The sequence below is a fragment of the Stenotrophomonas sp. YJH_SMC_10 genome, assembly GCF_059371555.1.
Genome location: NZ_JCAFUS010000003.1, coordinates 208,811 through 224,356 on the forward strand (window position 1 = coordinate 208,811; position 15,546 = coordinate 224,356).

Sequence of the window (15,546 nt, forward strand, 5' to 3'; positions counted from 1 at the left end):
TCATTCCGGCCGATGGGTGGCCGAGCGCCGATTCGGCCGCAGATAGATGGCACCGGAACGGGTGTCCAGCATGATGTTGAACTGCTGCAGGATTTCGCTGCCGAGCGTCCCATCGCCACTGGAACCGTCGTCGTCGATCGTGATCGACGCCTTCGCCCCGTTCAGCGGCAGGGCCGAAATGGCGACCACGGGTACCCTGACATCCACCGCACGGATCTTCCGCCCGGCGCTGCCGCTGAACTGTGATGTTCCCAACCGCTCCGGAAATGCCTGCTGCAGATGATGGCGGGCGCCGAATGCGTAGGTCAGGTCGATGCTGCCATTGCTGCCAGTGTCCAGCGCGAGCCAAGGAGCAAAGACATCGCTGCCATTGCCGAGCGTAACCTGGACGGCCGGGGTATTGTCGATCCAGCGCACGTGGGCCTGGGTATACCCGGTGAGATCGGGAAGCCCGTCGTGCACGCGCAGCAGGCTGCGGTCGTAGTCGATCTCCAGCACCTTGCCCTGGAAGAACGTCCAGCCCAGGACCGCATCGAAGGGCCGCCCCTGGTAGTCGACCACTACGGCCCCCATCGGCCTCCGCACCGGACCGACCTGGACCACGTTGTGCGTGCTGTAGTCGAGGAACGTGACCCCGTCGGAGCCGGTGTTCTCGCTCCGGTCGTCAATGACCAGTTTCGCGTCCTGCTGGACGCGCCGGGCCACGGCCACGGCCGAGGCGCCGGTATCGACGAGAAAGCGCAGCGGTCGCGAGCCGTTGATCGTGCCCTCGACATAGATCCGGTGATCCTTGCCCTGCTCGAAGGGAATGTCGGTAACCGCAGCACCCGCCGCGGGAGCCACCAGCAGGATCAGCATCGTGCATTGGAACGCAGTACGTGGCAGCAGGCGCATCGAAGGGGTCCTTCCTCCAGTGGAGCCGCAGCGGATGCCGTGCTCATGCGGGTTGGATGCCGCTGCCGGCAGAAAGGTTTAATGCACCCGCACAGCGGCGCCCGCAGTCCAGCAGGACCTGATCACTGTCCGGAGAGCCACGCCTCCAGCGCTGCCGTGCCCCTCATGTCGCCTTCATGGCGGCAATCCGGAACATCACTCCTTGCCCGGAAGCAACACCAGTGGCGCAGTCTTCCAGCCCAAAGGAACGCGCCCGCCCCAGCGGGCGCGCCCTGCTTCAATGCAGGGGTACCTTCAGCACCGACGGCGCGTTGGCCGGGGAGCTGAAAGTCAGCGTACCGCCCAGCTGGCTGATGCCCGCATAGCGCAGGTCCACGGTATCCACCACCAGGGTCAGGCGGCTGCCGGCCGGAATGTTCCAGCTGCTGGCTTCCAATCGCAGGTCGATGGTCCTGGGCTGGCCCGGCGTGGCACCCCGCAGGGTGTACGGCTTGTGGCTGATCAGCTGGCCATTGCCCAGCACGTCCTCGGCATAGAGATAGGCATACAGCGTGGTGTCGGCGCGGCTTGGCGTGACCGTCATCCGTACTTCCGGCGCGCCATCCAGACGGCGTGCACTCCAGTACACCGGCCCCTGCCAGACACCGGCGGCGTTGCGGCCGACGAAGGGCACATAGGCGCCTGGCGGCAGGTTGATCATCTGCAGCGCGCCCGATGCCATCACTACGCCGGAGTTGGCGGCCGTCAGCAGGCCGCTGCCGATGCGGTAGCTCCAGCCGGTGCCGCCCCCGTTCGCCGCCAATCCGCCGGTGGGCTGCAACAGCCCGCTCGGCGCGGTCAGCCCGTAGCTGACGGCGCCCGTCTGCGTCGCCTGCCAGTCCGGGTAGTGGCTCCAGCTGCCCTTCTGCGACTTCAGCTGCACCGGCGCCTGGCGCTCGATGCCATTGGCTTCACCCTTCAGGTAGTGATCGAACCAGTCGCCCACGGCCGCATACACCTCGTTGGGAATGCCGAACGCGCCAAGGGCCTCGTTCAGCGCGTGGTCGCCATGGCGCAGCTGCAGCTGCTTGGGTCCCTTCAGCCCGTTGAAAAAGTCCACCAGCTGGCCCGGCGGGAACAGGCTGTCGTTGAAGGCGTTGGCCAGGAACACCGCAGGCCGGTGGGCGTTGATCTCATCCAGGCTGGCCGCCGGGCTGCGCTGCGCCGCCACCGGCAGCAATGACTCTACCGCCCCCTGATAGTTGCCGACCAGCACATTGCGGTTGATGGTGGCCAGTTCCGCCCCGGGGCGGCCAGTGGCCAGCCCTGCGGCCACCAACAGGGCGATGCCCTGCGCGCTGGGGGTGTCGTTGCTGTACAGCGACGCCTGCAGGTCAGCCCAGCCGCTCAGCGCCGCAACCGCCTTGATGCGCGGGTCGCGCGCTGCGGCCAGCAGGCTGGTGCCGGCGCCGTAGGAGATGCCCGAGACACCGATTTTTGCTGGATCGGCCCGGGTGTTGGCCAGCGCCCAGTCGATCAGGGCGCTGACATCCTCCACCGTGGCGGGCCCGGCGATGTCGATGCTGCCACCCGACTCCCAGAAACCGCGCGAGCTGTAGCTGATGACCACATAGCCGCGCTGCGCCAGCGACTGCGCCACCCCCACGTACTCCACGCTGGGGACCGCCCAGCTGCTGGGCATCACCAGCAGCGGATAGCGCCCGGCGCCGCCGTCCTGGGGTTCGATGACGAAGGCCCCGAGGGGCGTGCCATCCCAGCCCGGGAGGGTGCGATGGGTGGTCTTGACCGTGGCCGCATGGGCCGTGGGCGCCAGCCCGGTCAGCAGGATCAACAGCAGCAATACCTTGCGCATCGTCGTCTCTCCCCGTCGGTGGTGGTGCAACGGATCGGACCGTACCAGTGCGCATGGTGGCTGGCACCTTGCGACGCAGCATGGCGCAAATCGCGACTTGCTATGCTTCGCGGCACTGCGGGCCCTCCGCAGGCTCCCACCAAAGCAAGGACGCCCCGATGCGCAGGATGCTCTTCGCAGGCACGCTATCCAGCGTGGCCTGTCTGTTCGCCCCCTCTGTGATGGCGGAAGATGCCCCCGAACCAACCGACGACTGCGCGGAGATTGCGCGGCTGATGGCCAGCGACGACTTTGCCGCACTCGACGCGATGGCCGCGCGTTTCCGCAAGGGCGAGCTCAACGCCGCCGGCCAATCCAGGCTCGGCCGTTTCTACATCTGCATGTCGCGTGCAATCGGCACGTCGCGGCAGGAGGTGCAGGCCTGGAACGACTGGTCTGCATGGGCCGCGCGCTGGGTTCAGCACGCGCCGAAGTCGCCGGCGGCGCACCTGATCACCGCACGAATTCCACTCAATCTGGCCTGGAGCTACCGTGGCAACGGATACGCCAACACCGTCAACGCCGAAGACTGGGCTCAGTTCCATGAGTACAACGCGGTTTCGCGGGCCTATCTGCAATCACATGAGGACGTTGCCGGCGTCGACCCGTTCTGGCACGAGATGAGCGTGCTGATCGCGCTGCGCGAAAGCGCGGATGACGACGAAATGCTGGCGCTCGTCGATCGCGCAGCGAAGGCCTTCCCCGACTACGAGCCACTGCACCTCATTGCTATGGAGCACTTCACGCCGGCCTGGGGCGGCAGCGCGCAGAAGATGGAAGCCTTCGCTCGGCACTCGATGGCGAGTGCGCCGAAGAGGAAACGGGCCATGCGCTACGCACGGCTGTACTGGTCCGCCACCGGGTACTCGGCCGATCACTTCCGCGCAGCGAATCCCGATTGGCCGCTGATGCGCCAGGGACTGGACGAAATCGCCCAGCGTTACCCGACCATCGACAACCTGGAATCGATCGTCCGCTATGCCTGCCTGGCACGCGACAGCGACGCACTCGTCCGCTGGAATCGTTTGTGGTTGAGCCGAAGCGGTTTCGGCGAGGCGGCCATTGCGCACTCGACCGAGCAAAGCAAGGCCGCATGCCTGGCGCCGGACGAGGGACCGGAAGCGTCCTTTTGATGCCCGCCGCCGAAGGTTCAGTCCGCAGCTTGCACATCCAGCGGGCGCCTAGCACGCGCGCATGTCAGCCACCGGCCGCGTGATCTGACACCTCTCCAGTGCTTGCGGGCGGTCACAGCTTCGTCTTTTCGTCGTTGACCGAAAGACGACAGCTTGTGACGCTTACGACACCGCAGGGCTGATGGCCCAACAGCGCGGTCAAGTCCCACCGCAATCCGCAGCACCCGTCTCCGCAGCATCTCCGCATGACCTTGCCACGGCCAGGGCGTGACGGGTGGCTGCGTCCTGAATCTTCTGCCGGAGAACCGCAATGCGCCTTGCAAGCTTCTTCCTCGCGTTCGTCCTCAGCGCCGTCGCCGGCGCTGCCCAGGCCCAGGTGGTCACCCTCAACAAGGGTGGCTTCGTGCTCACCTATGACTGCAGCATCCACAGCGCCACCCGCTATGAGTACACGCTCACGGCCGATACCGGCTCCGCCGCACGGCCGTCCAGCTTCTACAAGGACCCGGACCTGCCGGCCGGCTGCCTGGGCCAGACCAGCACCGCGTCCTATGCCAGCATCAAGTCCGGTTATGACCGTGGCCACCTGGTCACGTCCAACCACATGGACTACGACGCGACCTACATCCGCCGCGCCAACTACATGACCAACATCGTGCCGCAGGTGTCCAGCTTCAACCAGGGCATCTGGGTGAAGGCCGAGAACGTGGCCGAGTGCTACCGCGACATCGCGCCGGTGGACGTCTACGGTGGCGTGGTGTACGGCGATGCTGCCAACGACTATTTCCTGGCCAGCCACGGCATCCCGACGCCGGAGTTCTTCTGGAAAACGATCATCACCCGCGACCCGAACACCGGCACCGCCAAGGCGATCAGCTGGATCATCCCCAACGAGGCCAACCTGGGCAGCCTGGACAACTACCTGGTGACGATCGCCGATCTGGAGGAACTGCTGGGCGCCAGCTACGTGGCGATCAACGCACCGGCCTCGCTGAAGAACATGCTGCCGGCCACCACCTGGCCGCAGCCGGCCGGGTGTGACCTGGGCTGATCGGCGGGTAGAGGAACGTCACGATGCCTGTGCGCGCAGCCATCGTGACGCCAGCACTCTGGCGAACAGGAACTGCAGTACGGCGCCGATGAGCACGGCCAAGGCAAGCCCGCGCCCGATCGTCGGTACCCCAGCGGACAGCATTCGCAGCAGATACGCCACGCCGGCCAGGCTGATCAGCAGGGAGGTAGCAAGCAGGACCAGCGACACCACCATCGTGCGCACCATCGATGCGGGTCGCGGTGACAGCTCGCTGGCCCAAAGGCCGGCAAACGTGGCCAGTGCGCAGCACACCAGCACGATCAGGCTGGCAATCTGCAACTGCGCGGGCCCATCGAAAACCGGCATGATGAACTCGCCAGGCGAGATTGCCGCAGGCAAGTGCAACGCCAGGATGGGAAGCACGCAGCTACCGGCCACCAGCGTCACCGCGCCGGCGATGCTGGCACTGATGAGGTGATGGTGCACGCCCTCGGCACGGATGCGCCGCTGCATCAGCAGCGCCGGCACCAAGGCCTGTGGCCAGCGTGCCCTGCCCGCCCTCCTGTGGGAAAATGACGCGTACGTCGCCCTTTTGGCTGTTCCGGAGTAGTAGATGTCCCGTTTCCCCTTCGATGCCGTGCTGTTCGACTGTGACGGCGTACTGGTCGATTCCGAGCCACTGGTGGCCCGGGTCCTTTCGGAAATGCTGACCGCTCGCGGCTGGGCGCTGACCCCGGCGCAGGCGGGTGAAGTCTTCCTCGGCCAGTCCGTGGCCCATCTGGCCGGGCTGATCGCAGAGCGCACCGGCAAGCCGTTCACCGAGGAATGGCTGGAGGAGTTCCGCCAGCAGCGCAACCGGGCGCTGGAACGGGATCTGGAGCCGATCCAGGGGGCGCCCGAGGCCGTGCGTGCGATTGCTGCGGCTACCGGTGGCCGCATTGCCTGCGCCTCCGGCGCCGACCTGTTCAAGGTCAAACTGCAGCTGGGCAAGGTTGGCATGCTGGATGCCTTCGGCAACAACGTGTTCAGCGGCCAGGACATGCCGCGGACCAAGCCGCACCCGGACGTGTACCTGGCCGCGGCCGCCGCGCTGGGTGTGGACCCGGCGCGCTGTGCGGTCATCGAGGACACCGTTACCGGCGCCACTGCCGGCGTTGCCGCTGGCGCCACCGTGTTCGGCTTCAGCGAAGGCGGCCCGCACCACAGTACGCCCGAGGCCCTGCGCGCTGCGGGCGCGAAAGTGATCTTCCAGCGCATGGAGCAGCTGCCGGCATTGCTTGCGGCCTACGCCGCCGACGTCGCCGCCTGAGGCGGCCTCAGCCCGCAGCGCCCAGTGCGGCGCTGCGGCGTTTCCCGGTGTAATGCAGCGCGAACAGGTACAGGCCAGTGAACAGCTGCAGGAACAACGGCGGCAGCGGCGAATAGGTGATCCACGCTGCAGGCTCGCCGTGCCCCAGCCCACGCACGGCGAAGTTAGCGATCACCGCCAGGGTGAAGACGATCGAGGTCCAGCGATGCACGGGCCGCGCCCAGCGCCCCCGGCTCATGGACGGCGCCTCGCTTCGGAGCGGGCTTCGATCATCTTCCAGCCGTTGCCGGACGGGTCGCGGAACCCCGCATCGATGGCGCCGTAGCGTTCGACCGGTTCCTGGGTGAACTCGACGCCCTTTGCCTGCCATTCCGCGTAGCGCGCGTGGCAGTCCTCCACTGCGAGTACCAGCGGCGGCATCGCCCCCTTGGCGACCAGCTGCTGCAGCGCCTGTGCAGTGGCCGCGTCGTGGGCAGGTGGACCGGGCACGAACAGCCCCAGCTGGAATCCATCCTGGCCGGGGCTGCGTACCGTCAGCCAACGGTAGCTGCCATTGCGCACGTCGGTATGCACTTCGAAGCCGAGCGTGCCGACGTAGAACGCGAGCGCCTCATCCTGGTCGCGTACATACAGGCCGACCGTGTTCACCGTGTTTGTCATGGGACCTCCCTCAGGTGGGGTCCACGTTAGCAACCGCTTGTCGACGGCGCTTCTCCAAAACTGCGGTCTTCAGGTCCGGGCGCTGGGCGGCGCGTGCATGGCATTCCGGCACGCTGGTGGCCCTCGCCTGGCCTGCGCGCTCGCGCTCGCGCACATTGCCCGGGCTGTCACCGGTGATGTCGCGGAAGATGCGGCCAAAGGTACCCAAGCTGCTCCAGCCGGTCTGCGCGGCGATCTCGGTGACCGGAAGATCGGTGTCACGCAACATCGCCACGGCCCGTTCGATGCGGCGGCTGAGCAGGTAACGATGCGGTGGCAGGCCGAAGGCCTGCTTGAACGAGCGCGCGAAATGCGCGGCAGATACGGCGCTGACCTCGGCCAGGCGGGCCACTGGCCAGTCCTCGTGACTGGCGTGGTCGATCCGGTCCTTGGCGCGCAGCAGGCGCCGCAGCAGTTCGGGGCTCTGGTTCATGGCAGGCCGGCGCGGGCCAGTTGATGGCGTGCTGCATGCCGCGCTTCGCCGGCCTGCTCGACCAGCCAGTCACGGAATGCAGTGACCTTGGCGCTGCCGCTCCGTGCAGTGGGCGCCACGAACCAGAAGCTGCGCCCGTCGCCGGCCACACCCGGATGTGCCTGCACCAGCCGGCCGCTGTCGAGCTCGGCCTGGAACAGGATCGGCGAGCCGATGGCGATGCCCTGACCAGCGATGGCGGCGCCGATATCCAGATGCTCCACCGCAAAGGGACTGACGAAGCTCTCCTCCGCCGGCGGCGGAACTGCACCCTGTGCGGAGAACCACAGGGCCCACCAGTCGCGCCGGCCGAGCAGCGGAACGTCCAGCGCCCGGCGACCGAGCCCGGCCGCCGCCGGCAGCAGCGCCGGTGCGCACAGCGGGGTGAAAATGCTGGGGAACAGGGGCGTGGCCTGCAGCCCGGGCCACGCACCCTGCCCGTTGCGGATGGCGGCATCGAAACGCCCGGCGGCCAGGTCCTGCGGCTCTGCCGACAGGTCCAGTTCCAGCACAATGCTTCGATGGCGCGCGCGGAAGCCGCCCAGGCGCGGCGTCAACCAGCTGGTGCCCAGCGTCGGCAGCACGGACAGGCGCAGTCGTGCTGCATCCATGTCAGCGGCACGCATGAAACTGGCGCGCAGCGCGTCGAAGGCCCGGGTGGCCTCCACTGCGACGCTCGCACCGGCGGCGGTCAATTCCACATGCTGTGCATGGCGCAGGAACAGGCAGGTGCCGGTCTGCGCCTCCAGCCGGCGCACGTGATAGCTCACCGATGCTGCGCTGGTATCGAGCTCTTCGGCCGCGCGGGCGAAACTGCCCAGCCGCGCCGCCGCCTCGAAGGCGCGGATGGCGACAAGCGATGGCAGCTGGCGTTGGGTCACCATAAGTGTGGCTTAGCCTGAGCCCCGATATCCGCGTGGTCAATCCCCCTCGCACCCGCAACGATGGAAGCACCTTCGGTAACGGATCACGCAGATGGATCGACGGCAGTTCCTGGCCACCGTGGCCGCAGCGACAGCGTCCAGCGCGCTGCCCTCCGGGTGGGCCCTGGCCAGCCCCACCGCTGACTGGAAATGGTTGCAGGGCAACTGGCAGGTCCGGCACCAACGCCTCAAGGAGCGCCTCGTGGGCGATACCCGCTGGGAGGCATTCACCGGCGCCAGCGCGGTCTGGCTCACCCTGGGCGGGCTCGGCACCATCGATGACAACGTCATGGCGCTGCCCTCCGGTCCCTACAGGGGCCTGGGCGTGCGTGCGTTTGATCCAGTGTCGTCCACGTGGTCGATCTGGTGGATCGATGGCCGCAACCCTGCCCATATCGAAGTGCCCGTGCGGGGAGCCTTCGACGGCGATGGCGGCAGCTTCCGCGGACGCGACCACTTCAAGGGGCGCCCCATCGACGTCTGGTTCCGCTGGCATGACATCCATGGCGAAGTGCCGTGGTGGGAACAGGCCTTCTCCGCTGACGGGGGCGCGCACTGGGAAGTGAACTGGCGCAACTGGTTCCACCGCACCGCTGCGGTGCCGTCGGCACTTCCGGCGCTGCCGGATGCGCCGGCCGATTTTGATTTCCTTGCGGGCCACTGGAACGTGCGCCATCGCCGCCTGCGTGCTCGGCTGGCAGGCAGCGACGCCTGGGAGACGTTCGACGGCACCCTGCACAACTGGCCGGTGCTGGGGGGATTCGGCAACGTGGGTGACAACCTGATGGACGTGCCTGGGGCGCCGCTGCGCGGCATGGGCATCCGCGCCTGGGACGCAACCGGGCAGCACTGGCTGAGCTGGTGGCTGGATGGCCGGGAGCCGACCCGGATCGGCGCGCCACTGCGTGGTGGCTTCGAGGCCGGTGTCGGGCGCTTCTTCGGCGAAGACCTGCACAACGGTCGCGCGATCCAGACGCGGGTGCTCTGGTCACGCATCACCCCGCGTTCGGCGCGCTGGGAACAGGCGGCCTCGGCCGATGGTGGACGCAGTTGGGAAACCAACTGGGTCAGCGACTTCGAGCGACGCGCATGAAGGCGCTGCTGGCCGTGATGCTGCTGGTTGCTGCGTCGCCTGCTGCGTCTCAATCAAGGCCGCTGCAGATCGTCGGCCCCGCCGAACGCTTTGCCCCGGGCGTTGCATCCACGCAGTACGACGAGATTCGACTCACCTTGAGCCCGGACGGAAAAACCGCACTGTGGTTCAGCCGCAACCGGCCCGGCGGTCCGGGCGGGTATGACATCTGGGTCTCCCACCACGATGGGCAGCGCTGGCAGCCGGCGACGCCGGTCTCGTTCAACACGCCGGGCCGTGACTTCGATCCCGCCTTTTCCGCCGATGGCCACGTGGTGTATTTCTGTTCGGATCGAGCAGGCGGCCAGGGCGGCGACGATCTGTATCGGGTCAGCATGGGCAGCGACGGTCGATTCGGGGAGCCAGTCAATCTTGGCCCCGCAGTGAACAGCGCGGCCGATGAGTTCGCGCCGATGCTCTCGCCAGACGGTCGTACGCTGTTGTTCTCCAGCGATCGTGCGGGCGGTGCCGGCGGCCATGACCTCTACAGCGCGGCGATGATCGGCGGCGTCGCGCAGCCGGCACGGCCGCTGGCGGGAGACCTCAATACCGCAGCGCAGGAGTTCGATGCCACCTTCCTGGGCGACGGCCGAACAGTGGTGTTTGCCCGCGCGCTGGACTTCGGCAGTGCACCGGTGCGCCAGTTCATTGCCTACGACCATGGCGGCCGGTACGACGCGGGCCACGCTTTGCCCTCGCCGTTGAACGAGCCCGGCGGCGACAGCTACGGCGCGATGCTGGATGGCTCGCAGCCCGACACCTTGACCTATTCGGCGCGGCGCGCGGACGGTGCAGGGTTGGACCTGTACCGCATCCGCTACCGGATGTCGCGACCCTGAGGGCAGGTGGTGTCGATTTCCCACGCGCCCGTTCGTCGAGAGGTTGAGTACCCCAGGAGAAGATGCAGATGCCCTCCCAACAGTCCCTTGCGTGCACGTGCGGCCAGGTCCGCCTGACCACCACCGGCCGTCCCATCGCCACCGTCGAATGCTGCTGCGAAAGCTGCCGCAGGGCCGGCGCCCGGATGCAGGCGTTGCCCGGCGCACCGCAGGTGCTGGGGCCTCAGGGCCAGACGCATTTCGTAATGCAGCGCAAGGATCGCGTCCGCATCGACGCCGGGCATTCCCGGCTGCAGGCGTGGCGGTTGTCCAGGACGGCCGGCAGCCGCCGCGTCGTGGCGGGCTGCTGCAATACGCCCCTCTTCCTGGAGTTCAGCGGTGGCCATTGGCTGAGCCTGTATGGCCTGTTGTGGCCGGACGCGCTACGCCCCGCCGTGGAGATGCGGACGATGGTCAACGATCTTCCCGACGCGTCTGTCCTTCCCGACGATGTGCCCAACCTGAAGACCCACTCGCTGCGGTTCTATGCCCGGCTGTTGAAGGCGTGGATCGCCATGGGCTTCCGCAGCCCACGCATCGACATCGCGGGAGACAGCCATGTCTGAGCCCGAGCGGATCGAGATCGAGAGCATCACCACGCCCGGGCACATCCAGCGCGTGGATCGGGCCAAGTACACAGCCATGCGCGCGGCCCTGCTGCGCGCCTTGCCCAGGCAACCTCCCGGGATGACGGTGCCGCAGGCGAAGCAGGCGCTGCTGCCGCACCTGCCCGCTTCGCTGTTTCCGCAAGGGGCCACGGCGGGCTGGTGGCTGAAGGCCGTGCAGCTGGACCTGGAGGCCAAGGGGGTGATCGAGCGTCTTCCAGGCAGGCCACTGCGCCTGTTCAAGCACGTGCCGGCCGGCTGATCAGCGCTGCGCCGGCAGCTCCAGCCGATGCTTGCGGCACAGGCGATACACGGTCACCCGCGAGATCTGCATCTGCCGCGCGCATTCGGAGACGTTGTAGCCGGTCTGGCGCAGGGTCTGCAGCAGCACATCGCGTTCGGCCTGGCCGCGGGCATCGTGCAACATCGCCCCCGGCGCATGCACCGGCCCACCCAGTTCGAGGTCACGCTCGCTGATCAGCTCGCCTTCGGCCATGATCGCCGCCCGCTGCACCCGGTTCAGCAGTTCGCGCACGTTGCCGGGCCATTCGAAACGCCGCATCGCCTGCAGCGCAGCGGGTGCAAAGCCACGTGCACGCACGCTGTGGCGCAGCCGGAAGCAGCGCAGGAAATGTTCAGCCAGCAGCTGCACATCGGCGCCGCGCTCGCGCAGCGGCGGCATCAGCAGGCGCAGCACGTTCAGACGGTAGTAGAGGTCGCTGCGGAACCGCCCTTGCGCCACCGCGTGTTCCAGTTCGACGTGGGTGGCAGCAAGCACGCGCACGTCCGCGCGCAGCGGCTGGCTGCTGCCGACGCGCTCGAAGGTGCCTTCCTGCAGCACGCGCAGCAGGCTGGTCTGCGCTTCGGCTGGCAGGTCGCCCACCTCGTCAAGGAACACGGTGCCGCCGGATGCGGCTTCGAAGACGCCGATCTGGCGCTTGTCGGCACCGGTGAACGAGCCGCGCTCGTGGCCGAACAGCTCCGATTGCACCAGGCTGGCCGGAATGGCACCGCAGTTGACCGCGATGAACGGCCTGCCGGCACGCCCCGACAGCGCATGCAGCGCGTGTGCGGCCAGTTCCTTGCCGGTGCCGGTTTCGCCGGTGACCAGCACCGGCAGTTCCACCGGCGCGAACTTGTGCAGCACGGTGCGCACCGCGTGCAGCGCAGGACTCTCGCCGATCAGTGTGCGCGGCCCTTGCCCGTTGCACACTTCGTCGGCGGATGGATCATCGGCGTCGAACTGCTGGCGCATCGCAGCCACCAGCTCCTGCAGGCCGAACGGCAGGGTGAACCGCGAGATGCAACGCTGCAGCAAGGGCAGCCACGGCGCAGGCGTAGGCCCCGCGCCGGGCGGCAGCACCGCAAGCCACGGCAGATGCGCGTGCTGTTCGATCCATGGCGCCAGCAACTGCAGTGCAGGCGCATCCAGATGGCGAAGATCCAGCACGGCGAGCAGCCGATCACGCCCGCGCAGCCCGATCGCCATCGCCGGGTCGGGATGGATGCGGCGCACGTACCAGCCTGCGGCCGCCAGCGCACTGCGCTCGTCCGCCAGCGGCTCGCCGAACCAGAGCACGCAACGTGACGTAGAAGCCTCCGGGACCGCTGCCATGCTTCCCCCAGCATCCGGACACCGTCGGCGGACTGTCAGGCAATCACCGGCGTGCCGCCCCCCGCCGGGACCTCGACGGCCGCCGCGGCGGCCCTTGTTGGGCGGATCCTAGCGCCTCCCTAAACGCCGGCGCAATGAGCAGTGCGTCAAGGAATTCCCGGCTGAAGCGGCGCCGTTTCACACTGCGGCGCGACCTGTAACACCCCTGCGACAGTCGTCCGCCGCCCAAGCCCTGCGGTGGCTGGGGCTCCGAAATCCCAACAATCCCGCGACGTGCCTGTAACACGGCGGCAGCAGCAGCGTGCAGCGCAGCACGGCCAGGGCATTGGCAGCCGGACACTTCGAGGTTGGCACGGTTGATGCGTTGTTCCGCCGCACCCATCGCGGGAGGTCGGCATGAACGGCACCACCCTGTTTCGCGGCCCCGCCACAGCACTGGCACTGGCCCTGCTGTCGATCGGCGCCGGCGCCTCCGCGTCCGGTGCCCGCCAGGGCGTGAAGGCGCAGGCCGGCGAGATCGTGCTGTTGCGGGACGTAGCGGCGCGGCCAGCCTATCGCATGGCACCGCCGGGCATGGCGCTGATCGCCGATCCCAAGCCGCAGCGCGAAATCGCCATGGCCCTGGGCACCGCTGGTGCGGCGAGCGGGATGGATGAACTGAGCGAACAGGAGTATGCCGGCATCGGTGCAGGCCAGGCAGCGTCCGTCGCCGCGCCCGGTGGCACCACCGTCGAACGGATCACCCAGCAGGCACTGCGCGGCACGCTCGGCCGCAGTGGCGACGGCAATGTCGGCGGCAGTCTCGGGGGCGCCCTGGGTGGCCCGCTCGGCGCGGTCGGCAGCAGCACCCGCGGTGTCGCCGATACTGTGCGCGGCGCCCTCGCCCAGTTCCCGTTGCAGGGCCCGGCCCCGGCAGGTGGCAAGTGAAGCGGGTGCGCTGGCTGCTGCTGATCCTGTCCGCCACGGCGTTGATGGCGCAGGCCGACGAGTACAGCGGCATGCTCGCCTACCTCGACGTGACCCGCATCGACGGCCACGCCCTGGCCGGTGCAGGCGGCGCGATCGCGGTGAACCAGGCGGCCGGCGACCTCAACCTGCAGGCCAACCTGCGTGGCGTCGCTACCGGCGAACGTGCCGACGTCTCGATCAGCCACCTGCAACGACGCGGCGGCAACCGCGTGCTGGGCGCACCGATGCACGCCGCTGCCAGCATCGACGGCACGGCACTGGCCGGTGCCAGCGGCATCGCATCCATCAACCAGGCCAGTGGCACCGCCAACACGACGCTCAACGTCGTCAGTGCGACGCTGGCGCGACAGGGCATACGCGAAACCGACGATACGGCCCTGGCTGCCGAAGGTTACGCGTTCGCAGGGGAGCGGGAGGGTGCCGGTCACGGCACCGCGACCGGCACCCGCAGCGCCGGTGTCACCAGCACCGCGCTGCGGGGATTCGACGGTGTCCTGCAACTCAACCAGATCGCGGGCAACGGCAACGACACGGCCAATGTACTGGGCCTGGTCGTGCAGGACCGTCCGTGACGACCACCCAACCGATGCACCACCCGATGAGAGAGAGGGCACCATGAAAGCGACCGTCAAACGGACCATGCTCGCCATGGCGATTGCCACTGCCTCGACCGCCGCTGCGGCCAATGGCTGGGACAACCAGAACGCCAACGCGAACATCAACCACACCCACACCGTCAGCGAAACCCGCAACGACACCCACAACCACACCGACAACGACGTGCGCAACCGCACCGTCAACGTCAATGTGCAGAAGCACAGCAACATCCAGGCCGACGAGCGCAAGGAGAAGAACAACCACGGCGTCGACGTGAACCTGGAGAAGGACCTGCGGCTGGGTACCGACATCAGTTTCTCCGGCGACCCGAACATCACCGGCGACATTGACCTCGATTCTGCAGCCATTGCGGTGATCGACAACCGCCAGTCGATCAGCAACAACGCCACCAGCAACAGCCTGGTGACCAACCGTGCATCGATCGGTGACAGCGTCGGTGCCGGTGCCTCCGGCAACCTGGGCTTCAACGTGGTATCCGGCGACAACAATGCCCAGGACAACGCGGCCTCGCTGTCTGCTGCCGATGCATCCTTCAGCTTCGGCATGGCCGACGCCGAGGTGTTCGTCAACCAGGCTGGGTTCGGCAACGCCACCATGAACGCCGGCGTCACCAACGCCGCCGGCCTCAGTGGCAATGCCTTCGGCGGCGCGTCCGGCAACATCGGCGTCAACATCGCTTCGGGCAACAACAACGAGCAGAAGAACGCGCTCGCGGCCTCGGTCGCGACCACGGCAATGGCGCAGTCGAGCATCAGTTCCAACCAGGTGTCCACCGGCAACACGGTCAGCAACGCCGGCTTCGTGCAGTCCTATACCGATACCGTGCAGGTCGGCCTGCATGGCGGCGTCAGCGGCCTGACCTGGGGCTATGGCGCAGGCACCTATCGCGGCACCGGCAACGCCTACCAGATGGCCAACTACTACCTGGATACATGGAACGGCGCCCTGCCGCATCCCGGTGGCAACAGTACCGGCCACATCGACCTGGACAACGAGATCCAGAACGCCACGATGAACCCCAACCGGCCGGGGGTGGGCGGCCTGGGCTTCGATACGCGTGAAAGCGGCACCAGCCAGTTCGTCGAACTGGGCGTGGCCGATCTGTACGCCAGCCTGAGCGGCACGGTCAGCACCACGCGCTGGGTGAACGTGGATGCCACCAACACGTCGGCCTTGTCCGGCAGCGCCTTCTCGGGTGCCTCCGGCAACATCGGCGTGAACGTGGCGGCGGGCACCGGCAATCTGCAGGCCAACAGCCTGGCCCTGGCAGTCGCCCAGCCCGGCACCGGCGGCGGTGGCGGCAGCGGCGAGTAAGCGCACCACCCCGGCCGTCCGCCAACGACCGGGTCCCCGGGAGCCCCTGTTCCTCCTCCCC

The 15,546-nt window shown here is 67.8% G+C and carries 18 protein-coding genes; 10 read left to right on the forward strand and 8 right to left on the reverse strand.

Annotated elements, in window-relative coordinates:
- Both AC5P9C_RS06590 and AC5P9C_RS06595 read right to left on the reverse strand, forming a co-directional pair.
- Positions 1–894: a retropepsin-like aspartic protease gene (locus AC5P9C_RS06590; protein ID WP_343541021.1), complete on the reverse strand. Its 894-nt coding sequence runs from the start codon at positions 892–894 to the stop codon at positions 1–3.
- 277 nt (positions 895–1,171) lie between these two features.
- The gene (locus AC5P9C_RS06595) at positions 1,172–2,746 is read right to left on the reverse strand and encodes a S15 peptidase family protein (protein WP_164688449.1); all 1,575 of its coding nucleotides are present in this window, start codon (positions 2,744–2,746) and stop codon (positions 1,172–1,174) included.
- Positions 2,747–2,904: 158 nt separating this feature from the next.
- Here AC5P9C_RS06595 and AC5P9C_RS06600 point away from each other — a divergent pair, with 158 nt between their 5' ends.
- Positions 2,905–3,918: a hypothetical protein gene (locus tag AC5P9C_RS06600; protein ID WP_343542529.1), complete on the forward strand. Its 1,014-nt coding sequence runs from the start codon at positions 2,905–2,907 to the stop codon at positions 3,916–3,918.
- Between the two features lie 310 nt (positions 3,919–4,228).
- Complete coding sequence (locus AC5P9C_RS06605; protein WP_049467217.1) at positions 4,229–4,969, forward strand: DNA/RNA non-specific endonuclease; 741 nt, start codon at positions 4,229–4,231, stop codon at positions 4,967–4,969.
- 18 nt (positions 4,970–4,987) lie between these two features.
- Here AC5P9C_RS06605 and AC5P9C_RS06610 read toward each other — a convergent pair whose 3' ends face one another.
- The gene (locus AC5P9C_RS06610) at positions 4,988–5,479 is read right to left on the reverse strand and encodes a hypothetical protein (RefSeq protein WP_244152949.1); all 492 of its coding nucleotides are present in this window, start codon (positions 5,477–5,479) and stop codon (positions 4,988–4,990) included.
- A gap of 85 nt (positions 5,480–5,564) precedes the next feature.
- On the opposite strand from AC5P9C_RS06610, the gene AC5P9C_RS06615 reads away from it, so the two are divergent.
- On the forward strand, positions 5,565–6,260 hold the full coding sequence (locus AC5P9C_RS06615; RefSeq protein WP_049467213.1) for an HAD family hydrolase: 696 nt from the start codon (positions 5,565–5,567) through the stop codon (positions 6,258–6,260).
- 7 nt (positions 6,261–6,267) lie between these two features.
- Here AC5P9C_RS06615 and AC5P9C_RS06620 read toward each other — a convergent pair whose 3' ends face one another.
- The 4 genes from AC5P9C_RS06620 to AC5P9C_RS06635 are packed head-to-tail and all read right to left on the reverse strand — an operon-like array spanning position 6,268 to position 8,315.
- Positions 6,268–6,498 carry a hypothetical protein gene (locus tag AC5P9C_RS06620; RefSeq protein WP_343542534.1) on the reverse strand — a complete coding sequence of 77 codons (231 nt, stop codon included), beginning with the start codon at positions 6,496–6,498 and terminating at the stop codon, positions 6,268–6,270.
- Positions 6,495–6,920 carry a VOC family protein gene (locus tag AC5P9C_RS06625; protein WP_057494839.1) on the reverse strand — a complete coding sequence of 142 codons (426 nt, stop codon included), beginning with the start codon at positions 6,918–6,920 and terminating at the stop codon, positions 6,495–6,497. The genes AC5P9C_RS06620 and AC5P9C_RS06625 overlap by 4 nt, the downstream gene beginning before the upstream one ends.
- Positions 6,921–6,930: 10 nt before the next feature.
- Positions 6,931–7,392: a helix-turn-helix domain-containing protein gene (locus AC5P9C_RS06630; RefSeq protein WP_150826664.1), complete on the reverse strand. Its 462-nt coding sequence runs from the start codon at positions 7,390–7,392 to the stop codon at positions 6,931–6,933.
- Positions 7,389–8,315, reverse strand: coding sequence for a LysR substrate-binding domain-containing protein (locus AC5P9C_RS06635; protein WP_164688454.1), 927 nt, complete (start codon positions 8,313–8,315; stop codon positions 7,389–7,391). Before AC5P9C_RS06635 ends, AC5P9C_RS06630 begins: the two co-directional genes overlap by 4 nt.
- A 91-nt stretch (positions 8,316–8,406) precedes the next feature.
- On the opposite strand from AC5P9C_RS06635, the gene AC5P9C_RS06640 reads away from it, so the two are divergent.
- From AC5P9C_RS06640 to AC5P9C_RS06655, 4 genes are all read left to right on the forward strand, one after another.
- Positions 8,407–9,447 carry a hypothetical protein gene (locus AC5P9C_RS06640; RefSeq protein ID WP_495205116.1) on the forward strand — a complete coding sequence of 347 codons (1,041 nt, stop codon included), beginning with the start codon at positions 8,407–8,409 and terminating at the stop codon, positions 9,445–9,447.
- A complete protein-coding gene (locus tag AC5P9C_RS06645) occupies positions 9,444–10,325 on the forward strand; it encodes a TolB family protein (protein ID WP_414614995.1) in 882 nt (293 codons plus the stop codon). Before AC5P9C_RS06640 ends, AC5P9C_RS06645 begins: the two co-directional genes overlap by 4 nt.
- A 62-nt stretch (positions 10,326–10,387) precedes the next feature.
- On the forward strand, positions 10,388–10,930 hold the full coding sequence (locus AC5P9C_RS06650) for a GFA family protein (protein ID WP_343542920.1): 543 nt from the start codon (positions 10,388–10,390) through the stop codon (positions 10,928–10,930).
- Complete coding sequence (locus tag AC5P9C_RS06655) at positions 10,923–11,231, forward strand: DUF6958 family protein (protein ID WP_150826669.1); 309 nt, start codon at positions 10,923–10,925, stop codon at positions 11,229–11,231. Before AC5P9C_RS06650 ends, AC5P9C_RS06655 begins: the two co-directional genes overlap by 8 nt.
- Here AC5P9C_RS06655 and AC5P9C_RS06660 read toward each other — a convergent pair whose 3' ends face one another.
- Positions 11,232–12,584: a sigma-54 interaction domain-containing protein gene (locus AC5P9C_RS06660; protein WP_197638718.1), complete on the reverse strand. Its 1,353-nt coding sequence runs from the start codon at positions 12,582–12,584 to the stop codon at positions 11,232–11,234.
- A gap of 396 nt (positions 12,585–12,980) precedes the next feature.
- On the opposite strand from AC5P9C_RS06660, the gene AC5P9C_RS06665 reads away from it, so the two are divergent.
- From AC5P9C_RS06665 to AC5P9C_RS06675, 3 genes are read left to right on the forward strand one after another with little or no spacing between them, the layout of a single operon-like run.
- Positions 12,981–13,511, forward strand: coding sequence for a FapA family amyloid fibril periplasmic chaperone (locus AC5P9C_RS06665; protein WP_312581298.1), 531 nt, complete (start codon positions 12,981–12,983; stop codon positions 13,509–13,511).
- Between the two features lie 44 nt (positions 13,512–13,555).
- Positions 13,556–14,125: a FapB/FapC family functional amyloid domain-containing protein gene (locus AC5P9C_RS06670; RefSeq protein ID WP_414612626.1), complete on the forward strand. Its 570-nt coding sequence runs from the start codon at positions 13,556–13,558 to the stop codon at positions 14,123–14,125.
- Positions 14,126–14,168: 43 nt separating this feature from the next.
- The gene (locus tag AC5P9C_RS06675; RefSeq protein WP_057494847.1) at positions 14,169–15,485 is read left to right on the forward strand and encodes a FapB/FapC family functional amyloid domain-containing protein; all 1,317 of its coding nucleotides are present in this window, start codon (positions 14,169–14,171) and stop codon (positions 15,483–15,485) included.
- Positions 15,486–15,546: the final 61 nt, after the last annotated feature.